The sequence below is a fragment of the Mesorhizobium sp. B2-4-3 genome (genome assembly GCF_006442815.1).
Taxonomy (GTDB): domain Bacteria; phylum Pseudomonadota; class Alphaproteobacteria; order Rhizobiales; family Rhizobiaceae; genus Mesorhizobium.
On sequence record NZ_VFVL01000002.1, the window covers coordinates 14,222 to 33,231 of the forward strand.

Below are 19,010 nucleotides of genomic sequence, written 5' to 3' on the forward strand. Positions count from 1 at the left end.
TCAGAAGGTCTGTCCATGGATCATCGCCAGATGCTCGACGATCGGACCGACGGCGAGCGACGGGAAGAAGGTGAGGCCGCCGACGATGACGATGACGCCGACCAGCAGGCCGACGAACAGCGTGCCGTCGGTCGGGAAGGTGCCGGCCGAGGCAGGCACGGTCTTCTTGGCGGCCAGCGAGCCGGCGATGGCCAAAGCCGGGATGATGACCAGGAAGCGGCCCATCAGCATGCCGACCGCCATGGTCAGATTATACCAGGGGGTGTTGCCGGTGAGGCCGCCGAAGGCCGAGCCGTTGTTCGCGGCCGCCGAGGTATAGGCGTAGAGCACCTCGGTGAAGCCGTGCGGACCGCCGTTGGCCATCGAGGCCACGGCGCTGGGCAGGACCACGGCGATGGCCGTGAAGATCAGCATCGCCAGCGGCAGGCACAGGATGGCAAGCATCGCCATCTTGACCTCCTTGGCCTCGATCTTCTTGCCGAGATATTCCGGCGTGCGGCCGACCATCAGGCCGGCGACGAAGACGGCGACGACGACGAACATCAGGATGCCGTAGAAGCCGGCGCCGACGCCGCCGACGATGACTTCGCCGAGCTGCATGTTGATCAGCGGGATCATGCCGCCGAGCGCTGTGAAACTATCGTGCATGGCGTTGACGGCGCCGCAGGAGGCGGCCGTGGTGATGACCGCGAACAACGCCGACGCGGCGATGCCGAAGCGCGTCTCCTTGCCTTCCATGTTGCCGCCGTCGATACCGAGCGCATGGACCAGCGGGTTGCCGGCGGCCTCGGCCCAGTAGCAGACGGCGATGCCGACGAGGAACAGCACGCCCATCGAGGCGAGGATCGCCCAGCCCTGGCGCTCACTGCCGACCATGCAGCCGAAGACATTGGTGAGGCCGGCGCCGAGCGCGAAGATCGACAGCATCTGGATCAGGTTGGAGATGGCGTCCGGATTCTCGAACGGATGCGCGGCGTTGGCGTTGAAGAAGCCGCCGCCATTGGTGCCGAGCATCTTGATGGCGACCTGCGACGCGACCGGCCCGAGCGCGATCGTCTGCTTGGCGCCTTCCAGCGTGGTCGCATCGACATACGGCCCAAGCGTCTGCGGGATGCCGAGCCACACATAGACGAGCGTCAGCACGATGCAGAGCGGCAGGAGCACGTAGAGCGTGCAGCGGGTAAGGTCGGCCCAGAAATTGCCGATCGACTTGCCGGACGTGCGGGCGAAGCCGCGGATCAAGGCGATCGCGATGGCAATACCGGTAGCGGCCGAGACGAAGTTCTGGACGGTGAGGCCGGCCATCTGCACGAGGTAGGACATCGTGCTCTCGCCGCCATAGTTCTGCCAGTTGGTGTTGGTGACGAAGCTGGCGGCGGTGTTGAAGGCAAGCTCAGGGTCGACCGCGGTCATGCCAGCGGGATTGTAGGGCAGCACGCCCTGCAGCCGCTGCAGCGCGTAAAGGACCAGCAGGCCGGCGAGATTGAAGAGCAGCATGCCCGTCGCGTAGACGGCCCAGTGCTGTTCTTCCCTGTCGCTCGTGCCGGCGAGGCGATAGAGGCCACGCTCGATAGGGACGAGCACCGGCGACAGCAAGGTGCGATCGCCGCTGAAGACGCGGTACATATAGAAGCCGAGCGGCTTCACGAGCAAAGCCAAGATCCCGCAATAGACGAGGATCTGTATCCAGCCATTTATGGTCATGATGGGCTCTCCGCGTATCGGTCAGAAGCGCTCTGGGCGGATGAGCGCGTAGGTGAGGTAGGCAAGCAGGAACAAGGTCACCGCGCCGCCGAGTATGTAGTCGAAAAGCATGGTACGGCCCCTTTCTCAGATTCTTTCGCAGGCTTTGACGTAGGCTAGGGACAGGGCGAAGAATAAAATCCCGATCCCGAGAACTATGAGGTCCATTGCAGCTGTTCCTTGTTTTCCACTTGTGTCCACAAACCGCATAGGCAGGCTGAAAACTGCACGCACGCGCTCGTCACCTTGGCGGCGACGGCGGTTCACGACGTTTCTTGGAATGGAAATATGGACCCGATCGCCATAAAGGTTCGAGACGGGAGGGATGGGAAAGATATAGGAATTTTATAGGGGTTTTGGGCGGTCCCGTCCGAAGGTCCGGTTGGTTAATACGCGTTGGCAGATTCCATGCCTTGGCGATTGGCCGAGACGCCTATCGCGTCGTCATCCACGGGCGGAGCAAGGAGCGAAGCGACGCGCGCAGACCCGAGGATCCATGCCGTGACTTGGAAGCGCCGCGGCGGCCCAGAATTCCGCACCCTTGCACACTTCGGTCCAGGTAACGGCATGGATTCCAGGGTCTACGCCCGTCGCTACGCTCCTTGCTCCGCCCTGGAATGACGAGGTTCATGAGCCTTCAGCTCATAATCAGCGTTTGCGATGACTACCCCAACGGACGCTGATAGCCTTGCCCGACAAGGCGATCGCCTAAATCGCGGGCCGCCGGTCCTTCCATGGCATCTCCCCTTCCAACTGCGTTGACAGCGCCAGCACCGCCGCCTCGTCGCCATAGCGGCCGACGAGCTGGACGCCGATCGGCACGCCGCCGGCCGACTGCCCGAGCGGCAGCGAGATCGCCGGCAGGCCGGAGATGTTGAAGGGGAAGTTGAAGACCGCGTCGCCCCATTTGGCGTTGTAGCGATCGAGATCAGTCTCCGACATGTCGTAATAGCCGAGCGGACGCGGCAGTTGCGTCAGCGTCGGGGTGATGAAGATGTCATAGGGGTCGAGGTCGCCGACGATATCGCGGCCGATCAACCTCAACTGCTCGACATCCGAAATATGCTTGATGCCGCTGGTCGCGCGGCCGCGCTGGATGATCGCCCAGGTCAACGGTTCGACATCGTTCGGCGTGACGGGGCGGCCGACCAGCGTCTCCAGGAAGCCGAAAGTGGCAGCCGTCTGCACGCAGGTCATGTCGGTGTAGATCCTCCAGACGGCATCGGCGTCGAGCGGCATGTCGTGCTCCTCGACGTCGTGGCCGAGACGTTCCAGCGCAGCGACCGTGGAGAGCACGGTTGCCTTGACGTCAGGATCAATCGCCGTGCCATTGGGCGGCGTGACGGTAAAGCCGACGCGCAGTTTCTTCGGCGCTCGCGCGGAAAGGCTGAGCCAGCTGTCCGCCGGCACCGGCGGCGTGTAGGCGTCGCCGGGCAGAGCGCCGGCCACCGCGTCGAGATAGGCGGCGGTGTCGCGGACCGTTCGCGAGCAGCAGAGAAAATAGGCGCCGCCATACCAATAGTCGCCGAAGGGCGCCAGGCTGACGCGGCCGCGCGATGGCTTCAGGCCGACGATGCCGCAGCAGGAAGCCGGAACGCGGATCGAGCCGGCCCCGTCACTGGCTTCGGCGATCGGGACCATGCGCGAGGCGATCGCGGCAGCAGCGCCGCCGCTCGAGCCGCCCGGCGTGATGCCTTCCTTCCACGGGTTCTTCGTCGTGCCGTAGAGTTTCGGCTCAGTGGTGATCGACCAGCCATTCTCCGGCGCGTTGGATTTTCCGACGAGGATTAGGCCCGCCGCCTTGATGCGTCGCACCACCTCGCTGTCGGAATCGGCGACGAAGTCCTTGAGGTAGCGGCAGGAATTGGTGAGAGGCGCGCCGGTCCAGGACGAAGCGAGTTCCTTGAGCAGATAGGGAACGCCTGCGAAGGGCGCGGTTTTGTCCACCGTCTTCACCTGCTCGCGGGCCATGTCGTAGAGACGATGGATGACGGCATTGAGCTGTGGGTTGAGGCGTTCGATCGTGGTGATCGCCGCTTCGACCAGTTCAGCCGGTGAAACCTCGCCGCGCTTCACCAGCCCGGCGAGCGCCAGCGCGTCGGAGTCGGCATAGGTTTCGAGCAGGCTCTTCGAGATCGCGGCCATGTGTTTCCTCCCACTTGCAAGTGCGGTCAGCTGCGAACTGGCCCAAACTCACCCTCACCCAGCCTCCGCTTCGCTCGGCTGACCTCTCCCCGCTGGGGAGAGGAGACTTTCAGCGCCGGCGCCAACCTCTTCTCCCCACCGGGGAGAAGGTGGCCGCGAAGCGGCCGGATGAGGGGGCTTGGCGCGGCGTCTTTGTTTTTGGCGGAAATCGCTACGCATTTCCTGGATTTGCTCAGGCCAACTCGACAGTCCGCTTTTCCGCGATGCTCTGCTCGGCCGCCAGCACGATGCGCAGGCTGTTCACCGCGGCATCCATCTGTTCGGTCAGATCGAGATCCTCGCGGATGGCGCGCAGGAAGAAGGCCTGCTCGCGGTCGCAAAGCTCCTGGTGCCCAGGTTCGTCCTCCATGCTGACGATCTCGTCGGGCTTGGCAAAATTCTTGTCGCCGTCGACTTGCGCATAATGGATCTTCAGCGCGTCGGTCTTGGTGTGGCGGTCGATGTCGGCGGAATCGGAGACCTCCTCGGTGTCCTTGGCGCTGCTGCCCGACTGGCCGGCGACGATCGAGACGGCGCCCTTGGGGCCGACCACGTCCTTCACGAAATAGGCCGTCTCGCTCATCATCGGGCCCCAGCCCGCCTCGTACCAGCCGACCGAGCCGTCATCGAAGGTGACGTGCAAATGGCCGTAATTCTGCTTGTCGGCCTCGGCCCACAGCTTCGCGCCGATGCCGTGCACGCGCACCGGCTTGGCCCCGGTCAGCTGGCACATGACGTCGACATAGTGCACGCCGCAGTCGACGATCGGGATCAGCGAATCGATCAGGTTCTTGTGCCAGTGCCAGGCGGTGCCGCTGCTCTGCTGGTTGAGGTTCAGGCGCATCACCAACGGCTTGCCGAGCGTCTTGCCGACCTCGATGAATTTGATCCAGGACGGGTGGACGCGCAGGATGTAGCCCAGCACCAGCTTGCGGTTCTTCGCCCGCGCCGCGGCCACCACCTTCTCGGCGTCCGCGATGTTGGTGGCCAAGGGCTTTTCCATGAAGACATGGCAGTTGGCGGCGATCGCCTTCAGCGCGTATTCGGCGTGCGTGTTCGGCCAGCTGTTGATGGAGACCGCATCCGGCTTGGTCTCCTTTAGCGCCAGGTCGAAATCCTCGTAGAGCGGGTAGCCGACGAGTTCTTTCGGGATCTTCTTGTTGCTCTTGATGCTGCGGCTCATGATGCCGACGATCTCGAAGCCGTCGGAGCGGTGATAGGCGCTGGCATGCGAGGCGCCCATATTGCCCAGACCAACCACCAGGATTCTTACCTTGTCGGCCATTCAAGCCTCCCAATGCTCTTCGGAAGATGATGTGGGCGGCGCGATGCGCCGCCCTACGCTATTGCGTCCGCTTACTTCACGGCCGAATCGAACAGGTGCGCCTTGATCTTGTCGACGTCGAGTGCGGCAAAGCCCTCCGAGAGTTTGACGCCGCCGGCATCGGCCTTGACCTTGGCCTTATCGAAGTCGTTGGCAGCCGGGATCAGGTCGTTGGTGCAGACGTCCTCGGCCTTCACCGGCGCGGTGATCTGGCCGATCTTGAGGATCTCGTCAAAAAAGCCCTGCCAGCTCGCCATGTCGTGCGAGCCCCAGCCGCCGCGCTTGTCCATGTCGCCGCGGAAGACGTTGATCTGCTGCAGGATCGAGGTGGTGCCGAGCTCGGGGCCGAGGTTCTTGGCCAAAGTCGGGAACTGCTCGAACACGGCTTCGACCGCCGCGCGCGGGTTCTGGTAGCCGAATTCGAGGCCCATCGCCCAGCCGCGCAGATATTTCTCCAGGAAGGCCTTCTTGTCGGCGTCCTCGAGGTCGGCGGCGCGCACGACGAAGGTGTTGGCCGGCAGCTTCGAGTTCTGCACGCCGAGCCAGTATTCGAAGTCGAGGCCCTTTGCGATCCATTCGGCGCGCAGCCCCTCCCAGGAGAGCGCCGCATCGCCCTGGCCGCCGGCAAGCGCGGTGCCCCAGGTCGGCCAGCCGGCCTCGACATATTTCACCTTCTTGATGTCGACGCCTTGGGCCGCAAGCAGCGGATCGACTATCGCCTGCCAGGCGGCGGAGCCGAGCAGGATGGTCTTGCCTTCGAGATCCTTGAGGTTCTTGGTGCCCTGGCCCTTGCGGAAGGCGATGCTGAAAGTGTCGCGCGCGCCCATATGGAAGACGGACTTCAGCTTCATGCCGTTCTGGATGGCGAAGGAGAAGACTCCGGGTGAGGGGAATCCCATGTCGGCCTGGCCGACATCGACGAACTTCACCGTCGCGGTGCCGTCCGACGGGCCCGGCTGCATGTCGGTGGCGAGGTCGCCGAAATAGCCCGCCTTCTTGGCCGACCAGTAGGGATAGTCGTCCAGCACTTCCAGCGTGCCGCGCGGCGAGATCCAGGTGAATTTCTCATAGGCCGCGGCTCTCGCCTTCAGGCCGGACGCGCCGAGCGCGGTGGCGGTCACGACGCCGGCAGCCGTCACCTGCAGGAAGTAGCGGCGGCTGATGCCGGCTCTTGTCGCTGTGTCGAATGAGCTTTCGTTGGTCATGGCATTCCCCTTTTGTTGATCGCTTGCCTTCGCCCGCCTCCCGGGCGACCTCGTCCTTTCGCGCTTATGTTTCCCAGCTCGCCCATTTCTTGCCGATCAGGAAGAACAGCACGTAGATCAGGATGCCGAGCGTCGAGAGGATCAGCACCACCGCGAAGAATTGCGGCATCTGGATCATCGACGAATAGGAGGTCAGCCGGTTGCCGAGGCCGAAGCCGCCGCCGACCATCTCGGCGCCGACGGCGGTGAGCAGGCCGAAGATCGCGCCGATCATCAGCCCGACCAGGATCATCGGCAACGCCATCGGAGCGCGGATCTTCCAGAAGATCTGCAGCGTGCTGGCGCCATAGGAGCGGGCCAAAGCGATCTTGGCGCTGTCGACGCGGCGGAAGCCGGTCGCGGCGTTGATCATCACCATCGGGCCGGCGGCCAAGGCCACGGCGATGATGCGCGGCGTATAGCCGAAGCCGAAGCGCAGGATGAGCAGCGGCACCAGCGCCAGCATCGGCGTGGTGACGAGGATCAGGATGTAGGGCGCGACGATTTTTTCGGCGAAGGGAAACTGCGTGATCACCGCCGCCATCACCAGGCCGACTATGGCGCCGATGGCAAAGCCCGAGACGAGCTCGACCAGCGTGTAGCCGAGATGCGGCGCGATCAGCGGGAACTCGTCGAACAAGGCGTAGGCGATCGAGCTCGGCGGCGGCATGATGTATTGCGGCACGTGGAAGATGCGCAGCGCCAGCTCGATGCCGCCGATGATGATCACCGCGACGGCGAGGATCGCCGCCACCTCGGCGCCGGATTTGATGCCGGGTCCGCTGGCGAAGGCCGAAAGATTGGTCAGGCTGACATCCTGGCCGTCGCCGCCTGACTTCGCCTTGGAGAATTCCGGAATGGCGTCGCCTCCGCTCACGGCCTGATCCTCACGATTTCGGCCGACGGTCGCTCCGGTGCGATTGGCCGGACGCGTTCGCCGACAATGTCCATCTTGATCTTGTTGGTGAGGTCGAAGACTTCTTTCGTCGCCATGATTTCCAGCGAGCGCGGCCGCGGGAACGGCACGTCGTAGACCTTGGCGACGCGCCCGGGCCGCGTCGTCAGCACCACGACGCGGTCGGAAAGGAAGATCGCTTCCTCGATCGAGTGGGTGATGAAGACGATGGTGGTCTTGGTGTCGAGCCAGATCTCCTCGACGAGGCGGTTCATCTCCTCGCGGGTGAAACTGTCGAGCGCGCCGAAAGGCTCGTCCATCAGCAGCACCGAAGGTTTCAGCGCCAGCGCGCGCACGATCGCGGCGCGCTGCTGCATGCCGCCCGAAAGCTCGCGCGGGAACTTGCCGCCGAAGCCGTCGAGCCCGACGCGATTCAACAGGTGCGCGATCCAGGCGCGATCGGGCTTCTCGCCCTTGATCTCGAAAGGGAAGTTGATGTTGGCGTCGAGGTTGCGCCAGGGCAGGAGGTTCGCTTCCTGGAAGACGATGCCGATCTCGGGCCGCGGGCCGGTGATCTCCTTGCCGTCGAGCAGGATCGCGCCCGCGGTCAGGCGATGCAGGCCCGACATCGACCACAACAGCGTGGTCTTGCCGCAGCCGGAGGGGCCGACGATCGAAACGATCTCGTTGGGCCGCACATCCAGGCTGCAGCGATCCAGCGCCAGAAGATCGCCTGACGCCGTTTGGTAAACCTTGGTCGCTGCCTGCACGCCGAGCTTCGGCGTTGTTGTGCTTGCCGTACTCATGCTCCCCCTCGGAGACTGCGCGATGCGTTGCCGGAGGCCCCATCTGTCCGCGAAATCAGTCTGTAACTATCCTACTTTACTGTCAAGCGGCGGCAGATGACGGAAGCAATCAGGTTCAATCAGGTTTTATCTAAGCATATGATTTTCATCAATTTTATCATCCCTTGCCGTGTGTGTTACTTTCCTACATACTCGTCTCGGTTGATTGCCTATGGCCAGCGGGCGGATAATCGCGAAGATGATAGTTCCAGAAGCGGGCTGGGGAGGACTTGGCGAATGACCGAAGCTGACAGCCAGGCGTTGCGAACGACCGACGAGGACAGTGACCGGCACGACCATGTCAGGCGCATTCCCGATATCATCTCGCAGGTGAAGGACAGCTATGCGGAGCTGCGGCCGGCCGAGCGCCGCGTCGCCGACGTCGTGCTCGACGACGTCAAATACGCGGTCGACGCTTCCAACGCCGCGCTTGCCCAGCGCGCCGGGGTCAGCGAGCCGACGGTCACCCGCTTCTGCCGCGCCATCGGCTGCGAAGGCGTGCGCGACTTCAAGCTGAAGCTGGCGCAGAGCCTGGTCGTCGGCGCGCTCTATCTCGCCACCAAGCCGCAACCCGCGAACGGCGACAGCGGCATGCCGTTCTGGAACGCGGTGTTCGGCGAGGCGCGGCGCGCGCTGCAAGAGGCGGAACGGCAGATCGATCCCGGACAGTTGCAGAAGGCGGCGGAACTGATCGCCAAGGCGCGGCAGGTGACGGTATTCGGCCTCGGCGGCAGCTCGTCGGCGCTGGCGCAGGAGACGCAATACCGCCTGTTCCGCTATGGCATCACCATCAGCGCGCAATGCGATCCCTATCTGATGCGCATGACCGCCTCGACACTGAAGCCGGGCGATCTGGTGATTGCGATTTCGGCAACGGGGCGCACGCGCGAGGTGATCGAAGCGGTGGAGCTCGCCAAGCATTACCGCGCCAACGCGATCTGCGTGACGGCGCCGGATACCGAGCTGACGCGCGTCTGCGATGTGCGGCTGACGATGGCTGTTCCCGAATATCCCGACACGCTGAAGCCGACGGCGTCGCGCTATGCTTTCCTGGCGGCCATCGATTTGCTGGCGGTGGCAACCGCCTACAGGATCGACGGCCCGGCACGCGAGACCGTGCGCCGGATCAAATACAACGCCCAGATCCATCGGACAGGCAAGGAGATGGAGCCGCTCGGGGATTGAGGCAGCCGATATTCAGGTGAGGCCGGCCTGCAAATGGCGGTTTCCTGCGCTTCCGGTGCTCACGTACTTCAAGTACGCTCCGCTCCGGTTCTCGGAACCCACCATTTTCGACTCGGCCTGACCTGAATCTCGACCGCCTCAAGGCGCACTTTCTTGATGTCGCTAGATGAAGCTTGGCGACATCAATCGACATTCGAAGGGAAGGACAGAAATGCTCGACATCGCACCATCGCAACAGGCGGCAACCTGGCTCGGCGCTTTCGGCCGGGCGCTCGAAGCCGGCGATATCGAGGCGGCGACGAACCTCTTCGCGGAGGATTGCTATTGGCGCGATCTTTTGACTTTCACATGGAACATCAAGACCATGGAGGGGCAGGCCGCGATCCGCGCGATGCTGAAGGCCACGCTCCACCTGGCGCAGCCGTCACACTGGCACCTGACTGGAGAGCCAGGCGTCGACGACGGCATCGTCGAAGCCTGGTTCAGCTTCGAGACGACGGTGGCGCGCGGCGAGGGGATCCTGCGGCTCAAGGACGGCCGCTGCCGCACGCTGTTCACGGCGATGAGCGAGCTCAAGGGTTTCGAGGAGCGGAAAGGCCCGGCCCGGCCGCTCGGCATCCGCCACAAGGCCGACCCCAAGCGCGAAACCTGGGCGGAAGCCAGGGCGCGCGAGGCGCGCGATCTCGGCGTGCACGAGCAGCCCTATTGCCTGGTGATCGGCGGCGGGCAGGGCGGCATCATGCTGGGTGCCCGGCTACGGCAACTCGGCGTCCCCACGCTGGTCATCGAGAAGAACGCGCGCGCCGGCGACTCCTGGCGCAACCGCTACCGTTCGCTCGTGCTGCACGATCCGGTCTGGTACGACCATCTGCCCTATGTTCCGTTCCCGGAAAACTGGCCGGTCTTCACGCCCAAGGACAAGATGGGCGACTGGCTGGAAATGTATACCCGCGTCATGGAGCTGAACTATTGGGTGGCCACCAAATGCATCAGCGCCGCCTATGACGAGGCCGAGAAGGTGTGGACGGTGGTGGTCGACCGCGTCGGCCAGCACGTCACGCTGAAGCCGAAGCACATCGTCTTCGCCACCGGCGCCTATGGTCCGCCGCGGCCGATCGAATTGCCGGGCACGGACAGCTTCAAGGGCGAGCTTTTGCATTCCAGCCAGTATTCCACCGGCGAGAAGTTCCGCGGCAAGCGCGTCGCGGTGATCGGCGCTGCAAGTTCGGGCCACGATGTCAGCGTCGATCTCTGGGAAGCGGGCGCCAAGGTCACCATGGTGCAGCGCTCGCCGACGACCGTGGTGAAATCCGACACGCTGATGGATGTCGGCTTCGAGATCTTCTCGGAGAAGGCGCTGGCCCGGGGCATCACCACCGACAAGGCCGACATGATCGTGGCCTCGACGCCCTTCGCGCTGGTGCCGAAGGGCCAGCGCGCGCTCTACGACGTGATCCGGGCGCGCGACGCGGATTTCTACCAGCGTCTCAGCGACAGCGGCTTCGCCATCGACTTCGGCGAGGACGAGACCGGACTGTTGATGAAGGCCTACCGCACAGGCTCAGGCTACTATATCGATGTCGGCGCCTGCGAGCTGATCCTGAACGGCGAGATCAAGGTCAAGAGCGGCGTCGGCATCAAGTCGCTGACACCGAGCGGCATCCTGTTCGAGGACGGCAGCGAGCTTGCCGTCGACACGATCGTCTGCTGCACCGGCTACCAGTCGATGAACGAGACGGTTGCGGGTATCGTCTCGCGTGAGGTCGCCGACAAGGTCGGCCCGTGCTGGGGCCTGGGCTCCGGCGTCAAGGGCGATCCGGGGCCATGGCAGGGCGAGTTGCGCAACATGTGGAAGCCGACGGCGCAGGAAGCACTGTGGTTCCACGGCGGCAATCTGGCGCTGTCGAGGTTCTATTCGAAATATGTGGCGCTGCAGCTCAAGGCCCGGATGGAGGGGATCGCGACGCCGGTCTACGGCGAGCCGAGTAATGCGCGGCGGTGAAGCTGCAATCTCCCCCACAAGGGGGGAGATTGGCCAATCAACGCCCGAAATGCCTCGCCGCCACATCCACATGCGTGTGGCGCGCAGGCGCCTCGAAGCGCTCGGTCTCATTGTGGTCGGGCGCCTCGTTCGGCCACCATTTGCCGCCGATGACGATGCCGTTGGAGACCAGCCGCTGGTCCGCGACCAGTGACGCTCCGACGGCGTCGACGAAAGTGAAGCGGCCCGGCTGCAACTTCAGCACCGCGACATCGCCGATGCCGCCGACCTTCAGCGCACCGAGCTCGGGCCGGGCAATCGCCTGCGCGGGATTCATGGTCGCCGCGCGCAGTACCTCGACCAGCGGCATGCCGAGCGCCATGAGCTTCGACATGCAGACCAGGATGTCGAAGGCCGGGCCGTCGACGCAGTAGAGATGCACGTCGCTCGAAATCACGTCGGGAGCCAGGCCCTCGGCAAGCATCGCCTTGGCGACCTCGAAGTCGAAGGAGCCCATGCCGTGGCCGATGTCGAAGATGACGCCGCGCTCGCGGGCGAGGCGCATGTCAGGCCGCACCGCGCCGGAGGCGAAGACCGGCGCGTTGGGAAACGGACGGAAGCAATGGGTGAGGATGTCGCCGCGGCGCAGCCGCGGCAGCACTTCCGAGCGTCCCGGCGGCGGCTCGTCGATATGCGCCATCAGCGGCAGGCCGGCCTTGTCGGCGGCCTCCAACGCCAGGTCCACCGGAGCGATGCCGCTCGAACCGCTGGCATGCTTGCCGGAACGGACTTTCACGCCGACGACGACGTCGGCGTGCTCGCGTACCGCGGCAACCGTCTCGCGCGGCTCGCAAAGCCTGAGGTCGCTGCATTCGCCGACAGACACGGTATTCGAGAATCCGAAAATGCCGGCGAAGGAGATGTTGACGTAAGCGAGGATGCGGACCTTCGAGCGCTCGATGACATGGCGGCGAAAGCCGAGGAAATTGCCTGCGCCGGCACTGCCGGCGTCGATGAAGGTGGTGGTGCCGCTCTTGGCGGCGAGCCGGTCGGCATCGACGCCGAGCGAGGTTCCGCCCCAATAGACATGGCTGTGCAGATCGACGAGGCCGGGCGCGACGATACAATCCCTGGCGTCGACCACCTGCGTGGCATGTTCGGCGTCGATGGCGGCCTCGATTGCCGCGACACGGCCATCGGCGATGGCGACGTCGCGTTGCGCGTCCAGGCCCGATGCGGGATCGATGACGCGCCCGCCCTTGATCAGGAGATCGAACTGCATCGGGGCACTCCCTGCTGCTGCGTGCTTGCGATCAGAGCGGCCGGTAGGCGACCGCCTCGACCTCGATCTTGATGTCGATCATCAGGCGGGATTCGACGGTGGTGCGCGCCGGCGGATCCTGCGGGAAATGCCTTGCATAAACGGTGTTGAACGTGCCGAAATCGCGCGCATCCTCCAGCCAGACGGTGGTCTTCACCACATCGTCCATGGTGCAGCCGGCGAGCGCCAGCGCCGCCTTGACGTTCTGCAGCACCTGCTCGGTCTGCTCGGCGATGCCGCCCTTGACCACGAGCCCGTCGCTGCCCACCGGCACCTGGCCTGAGACATAGACGAAATCGCCGGCGCGCACGGCCGGCGAGAGCGGAACATGCGATTTTCCAAAGCATTGCTTGGGCAAGTGAGCCTCCTCCTGGCGATCGAGCGGGACCGTTCGCATAGCCGTCTACGCTTGTCGGCACGATCCTCATAGAGGTAATGTCGGAAAGCAACATTTTTTCGAAATCCATGTTGCTTTATTACAGAAGCCTGAGCATCTTTGCGCTCGACGCGGCTTGAGACCGGCCGCGCATATGAGGGGAGATCGAGCATGACCTTCGACAAGAATCCGTTTCCGGAGGGCGATGCCGACCGCCACGCGCTTTGGGAAATGCTGGTGCGGCGCGATATCGATGCTTTCCTCGGTCAGGACTGGTCGATGGTCGAGGACGATTTCATCGCCGAAAGCTTCTTCGGCATGCACGCGCATTTCCTTGCCAATGCCGATGCCTGGAGGCTGCAATTCCCGAGGCTGGAGGTCTATCGCGACGAATGGCTGCGGCAGGCCAAGGAAACCGCGGCGACGAAATTCGCCGAACCGTTGCGCGAGGCGCTGTTCCGCGTCACCAACATGCGCGACATCGATGTCGATGGCGACCGCGCGGTGCTGCACAAGAAGTTCGACGGCTCGGTGGCCAAGGCCGACGGCGGCGTCGACCGGCTCAAATGGCAGACGCTCTACTTCTGCCGCAAGGTCGGCGGACGCTGGAAGATCGCCGGTTTTGTCGGCTATATGCCGCATCCGCTGGGCTAAGGCCGTTCGGCCTTCGCCAAAACCTGGTTTCTTAGGCGAGAAGCGGCGATCGTTCGTCCGGGGAGCGGTGGTCGAAGACGACGCCCATGGTCTTACCAACGGCAGCCATGACGATCAGTTCGATCAGATGGTCGTCACTGTCCCGGCAGGCCGGGTCGGATCGGCGGATGACGTCGAGCATCGCCCGGGTCGAGACGGTGTCGCCGGCGCGAAATTTCGAAAGAGCAGACGAAACAAGGTCTTGCACCGTCGGGTCCATGACGGGCACTTCCGCAGCGACGTTCATTGGCCTCCTCCTGCCATGAACCCTCCCAGAAAAGATGATACGCCAATGGTTGGATTGCGCCAGTGAAATGGTGGTCCGACCAGTGGGGCTGGCGACAACCTGCCGCCATTCGCGCCTGGGACGGGCTGACGCCCGCCAGGGACGGGCTGAGGCCCGCCCATAGGTGTGGAACACCGAGCCGATGGCTGCGACGCATGCTCGACGCACCGCGCTCAGGTTGGTAAGCCCGTCGCGCGCAGGGAGACGATCCGAGTCGAGAACATGACCGTTGCAATCGAGATGGGGCAGACGACGGCGGGCGCGCCGGCGGCCCTCGACCTGGAGGAGTTGCTGGCGACCCGCCTGCTGGTGCAGGGCAATTCGGGCTCCGGCAAGTCGCATCTGCTGCGCCGGCTGCTCGAACAGAGCGCACCCTGGGTCCAGCAGACCATCATTGACCCCGAAGGCGACTTCGTGTTGCTGGGCGAACGCTACGGCCATCTGGTGATCGACGCGGAGGAGCATACCGAGCGCGGCCTGCAGGCGGCGGGCGAGCGGGCGCGCATCCATCGCGTCTCGACGGTGCTCAACCTGGAAGGGCTCGATGCCGAAAACCAGATGCGGCGCGCCGCGGCCTTCCTCGGCGGGCTGTTCGAGGTCGCGCGTGATCATTGGTATCCGATGCTGGTGGTGGTGGACGAGGCGCAGCTCTTCGCGCCCGCCGCCGCCGGCGAGGTTTCGGACGAGGCGCGCAAGCTCTCGCTGGGCGCCATGACGAATTTGATGTGTCGCGGCCGCAAGCGCGGGCTTGCCGGCATCATCGCCACGCAGCGGCTGGCGAAGCTCGCCAAAAACGTCGCGGCGGAAGCCTCCAACTTTCTGATGGGCCGCACCTTCCTCGACATCGACATGGCGCGCGCCGCCGACCTGCTCGGCATGGAACGGCGCCAGGCCGAAGCTTTTCGCGACCTGGAGCGCGGGCATTTCATGGCGCTCGGTCCTGCCTTGTCGCGCCGTCCGCTCAGCGTGCGCATCGGCCAGACCGAAACCAGCCCGCGCAACGGCACGCCGCGTCTGATGCCGATGCCGGGAGCCGCGCTTGAAGATGCGCGAGCGATCATTCTTGCTGCGCCGCCGCCGGAGACGGTGCGGCCGCAACGCCGGCCTTCGCCCGACCTGCTCGACCAATTGATGGCGGCCAAGGCCGCGCCGCTGGACATCCGCCCCGAGCCGGCGGAGCCGCAGCCAAGCGCCGAGGACCTGGCAGAGCGGCGCGAGCGGATGGACCGCATCCTGCGCGCCATCCTGGCCGAGCCGGATGCCGGGTTCCGCGTCATCGGCGTGCTCTACCAGGAGTTCGTCGTTCGCTGCCGCATCGAAGCGCTTGCCTCGGTGGTGCCTGACCTTTCGGAATTCCGCCGCATGCTGACGCGGGCGCGTGCGGGCGTCGGCTCCGACATGGCCGAGGACGATGCGTGGCGCGACGTTTCCGTGCGCGCTTCGCTGCTGCCTGAGGATATGCAGGGCGTGTTCATGATGATCGCCCGCGCGGCGAAGGAAGGCTGGCCGTGTCCCAGCGATGCCGCAATTGCCCGTGCCTACGGCTCGCATTCGCTGCGCCGCGCGCGCCGGCTGCTTGACTATATCGAGGAGCAGGGGCTCATCGTCTGCCAGGTCGACGGTACTGGCCGGCGTACGGTGACGCTGGTCGAACTTGCCTGGGCGACGGCGCCCGGCGACCCCAACGCCGCGGAGCAGGACAGCTCGGCGGCGTGATTACGGTCGCAGCTCGATCATGCGGGCATCGCGAAGCGGCGGCGCGCGATGAGTTGAGACGACGACGATCCGGTCGCTGAGATGGGCGAGCAGCCGGCCAAGGATGCGCTGGCCTTGCTCGTCGTCGAGGTGCTCGGTCGGCTCGTCGAGCAGCATGAGCGGCTTGGTCGACAGCCAGGCGCGGCCGAGATTGATGCGCTGCACCTCGCCAAGCGAGAACCGATCTTGTCTGATCCAGGCGTCCAGCCCGCCGGCCTCGCGGATGCGGCCGTCCATCTCGACGGCTTCCAGCGCCCGCCAGAGTGCCGCGTCCGGGGCATCGCCGGCGAAGAGGTTGGTGCGGACCGTGTCTTCAAGGATGACCGCGTCGTGCAGGACAAGCGCCGCTTGCGCCCGACGCTCGCTCGCCGACAGGATGCAGTCGCCGGCGGCAAAGGCATCGTCGCCGATCCAGCCGGCAATCTGTTTGAGCAGGCTGGTCTTGCCGGAGCCGCTCGCGCCGACGAGCATGGTCGGATGGCCTTTCGCGAGGAGCAGGGAGATGGGTGCTCCTATTGCCCGGCTGTCTGGCGCGCGGCGCTGCAGCGCGCCGTGGCGCAGCGGTCCGGGCCTGATGTCATCCGGTGTGCCTTCGCGTCTGTCGGCCGTGGCGCCGCGCGTCCATTGGCCGATCTCGGCGCGAGCGGCGTTGCGGCGAAGCATGGCCACCAGCATGCGCGATGCGCCATTGATGGCTTCGCCCAGCGCCAGCCAGGAGAAGGCAAGCAGCATGGGCGTAAGAAGTTCCGCGCCCTGCCTGCCGGCATGCCAAGCGGCCGCCATCACGCTGATGCCGGCGACCGGACCGAAGGCCGAGGCGATCAGGTCCAGCAGAGCCTGCAACCGGCGGAGCGCAAGCAGCGCGCCATCGGCGCGGGAGAGCGCGGCAAGGGCCGCAGTGCATTCGCGGCTCCAGGCGTCTTCCGCCTTCAGCGGGACGGCTGACGCCATGGCGGCGCCAAGCCGGCTTGCGCCCCCGCGACGCAGCGATCTGGTCTCAACCCATGCCATGGCGCCAGCCTTGGCCATCCGGTTCCCCGCGAACAGGATGGCAAGCAGCAAAAGGGTGATCGGCAGGAGGGACAAAGGCGCCAGCACCGCCGAGCCTGCTATCAGGATCGCAAGGCCGCAGCCAAGCGTCAGTGCCGGCAGACCGGCGCGCAGCCTGGCGTAGTCGAGGTCCTCGACGTCGTCGAGATAGTCGGCAAGGCGCGCATCGTCGCCGAGCTGCCATCCGGCCCGGCGCACGGCCGGCGCCGCCGCCATGGCGGCGAAGAGTTCGACGCGCCGCGCCACCTGGTCGGCGAGCGCCGCCTGATGCCCGGTCAGCCGCTCGCCATAGCGCGCGGCGGTGCGGCCGACCGCGAACAGCCGGATCAGCGCCGCCGGGATGTGGAAGTTGAAGGTGAAGGCGGCAGCGGAAAGGCCGGCGATCGCCACCGATCCGAGCAGCCAGGCCGAAACCCCGCCCAGCAAAATGGCGCAGGCCAGGGCGGCGAAGGCGAAGCCCGTCGCCAGCCGCCACGAGTTCCGACTCGAAGACTGATATGCAGCGCTCATGCCGCCACCTCGACGGTTTCGTCGCGGGCGAGATCCAGAACGATTTCGGCGGCAGCGGCAAGGTCCCGGTCATGCGTCGCCACAACGACCAGCCGCGCACGTGAAATCTCAAGCAGCATGCGCCGCACGGCCTCGGCCGTCTCGCGGTCGAGCTTGGCGGTCGGCTCGTCGGCCAGCACGGTCCGTCCGCAAAGCCGCGCGCGGGCGACCGCGATGCGCAGCCGCTGGCCGCCCGAAAGATTGGCGCCGCCCTTGTCCAGCCTGGCATCGAGGCCGCCCGGCAGCAGCGCGTCGTCGAGCAACCCGATCGCGCCGGCGGCATCTTCCAGCCGGGCCCGGTCCACCGCGCCGGCGTTCCACGCAATGGCCTCGGCCAACGTTCCTTCCGGCACATAAGCGTCCGTCGAAATCCAGGCGATTTCCTTGGCTGCCAACGGATGGGTTCGCGGTATCGGCGCTGCCCGCGGCTCGAGGTCGGCGAGGCGGCGCAGCAGGGTCGATTTGCCCGAGCCGCTGGGACCGACGATGGCGACGAGGCCGCGGGCCGGCAGCGTCAGGGACAGCCGGTCGAGCACCGGCAGGGCCTTGGCCGCGACCGGGCCGGCATCGAGCAGCCGGTCCAGCGCGTCGGCCGCCGCCAGCCCTTCGGCCTTGGCGTGGTACTGCTCGGAGAAGCGCCGGAACGGCGCGAAATATTCCGGCGCGATCATCAGGATGAACAGGCTCTGCCAGAGCTCGAGATTGGAGAAGCCGGGGACCATCGCGAGCTTCAGGTGCCCGAGGCCGAGAAAGACGGCCAGGATCGCGATCGAGAGCGAGGTGAAGAAGTCGATGATACCGGCATTGGCGAAGGCGATGCGCAGCATGCCCATCGTGTTGTCCGCATAGGCTTCGAGGCGTCGGGCGAGCTTTGCCTCTTCGCCGGTCACGGCATGGTTGGCGAGGATCGTCGGCAAGGTGCGAATGCGGTCGGCGAACTGGCCGGCTAGCCGGCCAAAGGCGCGTTCCTGCGCGTCGGCGCGCCGGCGGATGGCATCGCCTATCAGCGCGAAGAACAGGATCATCACCGGCGTCAGGCAGATGACCAGCAGGGCCGCCTGCCAGGACACGAGGAGAACGGTTGCCGCCGCGAGCAGCGGCCCGGCCGCCATCATGGCGCCTGCCGCGCGGTGGCCGACGACGAGGGCGGCGACCGCTTCCGGGTGACGTTGCATCGACATGATGACGCCGCCGACGGAGAGCGCCTGCAATTGACGCGCCGGCATCTCGTCCAGCCGCTTGCCCGCCAGCTCGCGCAGGCCGATCGACACGGCTGCCTCCGCCGAAGCTTGCGCCCTGTCGGCGGCAAACCCGGCGAGACAGGCAGCCAAGAGAAAAACGATCGTGATCGCGACGAGCCAGGCGGCGACGGGTCCACCCATGATGAGCTGTCCTGTCGCCATCGCCGCCGTGGCGGCGAAGCCAAGCCGCAGCGCGCTGCGGGCGACTTGCAAGGCGAGCAGCCGGCGCAAACCGCTTTTTGCCAGCCGACTGGCCGAGGCGAGCGCCTGGAAGGCGTCCTGAGCCGAGGCGGCGGGGTTAGAGACTGGTGCGGGAACGACCGGCGTTTTCATGGCCC

General features: G+C 65.5%; 16 protein-coding genes. 4 read left to right on the forward strand and 12 right to left on the reverse strand.

All coding sequences use genetic code 11. The features are described from left to right. From kdpA to FJ956_RS02445, 7 genes are all read right to left on the reverse strand, one after another. Complete coding sequence (gene kdpA / locus FJ956_RS02410) at positions 1 to 1,704, reverse strand: potassium-transporting ATPase subunit KdpA (RefSeq protein WP_140673450.1); 1,704 nt, start codon at positions 1,702 to 1,704, stop codon at positions 1 to 3. 21 nt (positions 1,705 to 1,725) lie between these two features. After that, positions 1,726 to 1,815: a K(+)-transporting ATPase subunit F gene (locus tag FJ956_RS02415; protein ID WP_036257910.1), complete on the reverse strand. Its 90-nt coding sequence runs from the start codon at positions 1,813 to 1,815 to the stop codon at positions 1,726 to 1,728. A 636-nt stretch (positions 1,816 to 2,451) separates the two neighbouring features. Continuing rightward, complete coding sequence (locus FJ956_RS02425; protein WP_140673454.1) at positions 2,452 to 3,888, reverse strand: amidase; 1,437 nt, start codon at positions 3,886 to 3,888, stop codon at positions 2,452 to 2,454. Positions 3,889 to 4,120: 232 nt separating this feature from the next. After that, a complete protein-coding gene (locus FJ956_RS02430; RefSeq protein ID WP_140673456.1) occupies positions 4,121 to 5,212 on the reverse strand; it encodes a Gfo/Idh/MocA family oxidoreductase in 1,092 nt (363 codons plus the stop codon). A 71-nt stretch (positions 5,213 to 5,283) separates the two neighbouring features. Next, entirely contained in the window at positions 5,284 to 6,456 is a 1,173-nt protein-coding gene (locus FJ956_RS02435; RefSeq protein ID WP_140673458.1) for an ABC transporter substrate-binding protein, read from the reverse strand. Between the two features lie 64 nt (positions 6,457 to 6,520). Continuing rightward, positions 6,521 to 7,372 carry an ABC transporter permease gene (locus tag FJ956_RS02440; RefSeq protein WP_140673460.1) on the reverse strand — a complete coding sequence of 284 codons (852 nt, stop codon included), beginning with the start codon at positions 7,370 to 7,372 and terminating at the stop codon, positions 6,521 to 6,523. Continuing rightward, positions 7,369 to 8,196 (reverse strand): ABC transporter ATP-binding protein, encoded by an 828-nt coding sequence (locus FJ956_RS02445; protein WP_140673462.1) that lies wholly within the window; start codon positions 8,194 to 8,196, stop codon positions 7,369 to 7,371. The genes FJ956_RS02440 and FJ956_RS02445 overlap by 4 nt, the downstream gene beginning before the upstream one ends. 276 nt (positions 8,197 to 8,472) lie before the next feature. On the opposite strand from FJ956_RS02445, the gene FJ956_RS02450 reads away from it, so the two are divergent. Then, positions 8,473 to 9,420, forward strand: coding sequence for a MurR/RpiR family transcriptional regulator (locus FJ956_RS02450; RefSeq protein WP_140673464.1), 948 nt, complete (start codon positions 8,473 to 8,475; stop codon positions 9,418 to 9,420). Between the two features lie 211 nt (positions 9,421 to 9,631). Then, positions 9,632 to 11,422, forward strand: coding sequence for an NAD(P)/FAD-dependent oxidoreductase (locus FJ956_RS02455; RefSeq protein WP_140673466.1), 1,791 nt, complete (start codon positions 9,632 to 9,634; stop codon positions 11,420 to 11,422). A gap of 37 nt (positions 11,423 to 11,459) precedes the next feature. On the opposite strand, the gene FJ956_RS02460 is transcribed toward FJ956_RS02455, so the two are convergent. Next, positions 11,460 to 12,683 (reverse strand): amidohydrolase/deacetylase family metallohydrolase, encoded by a 1,224-nt coding sequence (locus tag FJ956_RS02460; protein WP_140673468.1) that lies wholly within the window; start codon positions 12,681 to 12,683, stop codon positions 11,460 to 11,462. Positions 12,684 to 12,714: 31 nt separating this feature from the next. After that, positions 12,715 to 13,080: a RidA family protein gene (locus FJ956_RS02465; RefSeq protein ID WP_140673470.1), complete on the reverse strand. Its 366-nt coding sequence runs from the start codon at positions 13,078 to 13,080 to the stop codon at positions 12,715 to 12,717. 189 nt (positions 13,081 to 13,269) lie between these two features. Here FJ956_RS02465 and FJ956_RS02470 point away from each other — a divergent pair, with 189 nt between their 5' ends. Then, positions 13,270 to 13,752 carry a hypothetical protein gene (locus FJ956_RS02470; protein ID WP_140673475.1) on the forward strand — a complete coding sequence of 161 codons (483 nt, stop codon included), beginning with the start codon at positions 13,270 to 13,272 and terminating at the stop codon, positions 13,750 to 13,752. Between the two features lie 31 nt (positions 13,753 to 13,783). Here FJ956_RS02470 and FJ956_RS02475 read toward each other — a convergent pair whose 3' ends face one another. Next, complete coding sequence (locus tag FJ956_RS02475) at positions 13,784 to 14,038, reverse strand: hypothetical protein (protein WP_140673477.1); 255 nt, start codon at positions 14,036 to 14,038, stop codon at positions 13,784 to 13,786. Positions 14,039 to 14,299: 261 nt separating this feature from the next. Between FJ956_RS02475 and FJ956_RS02480 the strand changes: the two genes are divergently transcribed. Further along, on the forward strand, positions 14,300 to 15,793 hold the full coding sequence (locus FJ956_RS02480) for an ATP-binding protein (RefSeq protein ID WP_140673479.1): 1,494 nt from the start codon (positions 14,300 to 14,302) through the stop codon (positions 15,791 to 15,793). Here the strand turns inward: FJ956_RS02480 and FJ956_RS02485 are convergent, their stop codons facing one another. Both FJ956_RS02485 and FJ956_RS02490 read right to left on the reverse strand, forming a co-directional pair. Continuing rightward, the gene (locus tag FJ956_RS02485; RefSeq protein WP_140673481.1) at positions 15,794 to 17,392 is read right to left on the reverse strand and encodes an ATP-binding cassette domain-containing protein; all 1,599 of its coding nucleotides are present in this window, start codon (positions 17,390 to 17,392) and stop codon (positions 15,794 to 15,796) included. Further along, positions 17,389 to 19,005, reverse strand: a complete 1,617-nt coding sequence (locus tag FJ956_RS02490; protein ID WP_140673483.1) for an ATP-binding cassette domain-containing protein — start codon at positions 19,003 to 19,005, stop codon at positions 17,389 to 17,391. The genes FJ956_RS02485 and FJ956_RS02490 overlap by 4 nt, the downstream gene beginning before the upstream one ends. Between the last annotated feature and the right edge of the window lie 5 nt (positions 19,006 to 19,010).

Coding starts and splice junctions, on each gene's coding strand:
- FJ956_RS02485 (WP_140673481.1), bottom strand. CDS start 17,392: ATGAGCGCTGCATATCAGTCTTCGAGTCGGAACTCGTGGCGGCTGGCG.
- FJ956_RS02430 (WP_140673456.1), bottom strand. CDS start 5,212: ATGGCCGACAAGGTAAGAATCCTGGTGGTTGGTCTGGGCAATATGGGC.
- FJ956_RS02415 (WP_036257910.1), bottom strand. CDS start 1,815: ATGCTTTTCGACTACATACTCGGCGGCGCGGTGACCTTGTTCCTGCTT.
- FJ956_RS02455 (WP_140673466.1), top strand. CDS start 9,632: ATGCTCGACATCGCACCATCGCAACAGGCGGCAACCTGGCTCGGCGCT.
- FJ956_RS02490 (WP_140673483.1), bottom strand. CDS start 19,005: ATGAAAACGCCGGTCGTTCCCGCACCAGTCTCTAACCCCGCCGCCTCG.
- FJ956_RS02480 (WP_140673479.1), top strand. CDS start 14,300: ATGACCGTTGCAATCGAGATGGGGCAGACGACGGCGGGCGCGCCGGCG.
- kdpA (WP_140673450.1), bottom strand. CDS start 1,704: ATGACCATAAATGGCTGGATACAGATCCTCGTCTATTGCGGGATCTTG.
- FJ956_RS02445 (WP_140673462.1), bottom strand. CDS start 8,196: ATGAGTACGGCAAGCACAACAACGCCGAAGCTCGGCGTGCAGGCAGCG.
- FJ956_RS02450 (WP_140673464.1), top strand. CDS start 8,473: ATGACCGAAGCTGACAGCCAGGCGTTGCGAACGACCGACGAGGACAGT.
- FJ956_RS02475 (WP_140673477.1), bottom strand. CDS start 14,038: ATGAACGTCGCTGCGGAAGTGCCCGTCATGGACCCGACGGTGCAAGAC.
- FJ956_RS02460 (WP_140673468.1), bottom strand. CDS start 12,683: ATGCAGTTCGATCTCCTGATCAAGGGCGGGCGCGTCATCGATCCCGCA.
- FJ956_RS02470 (WP_140673475.1), top strand. CDS start 13,270: ATGACCTTCGACAAGAATCCGTTTCCGGAGGGCGATGCCGACCGCCAC.
- FJ956_RS02425 (WP_140673454.1), bottom strand. CDS start 3,888: ATGGCCGCGATCTCGAAGAGCCTGCTCGAAACCTATGCCGACTCCGAC.
- FJ956_RS02435 (WP_140673458.1), bottom strand. CDS start 6,456: ATGACCAACGAAAGCTCATTCGACACAGCGACAAGAGCCGGCATCAGC.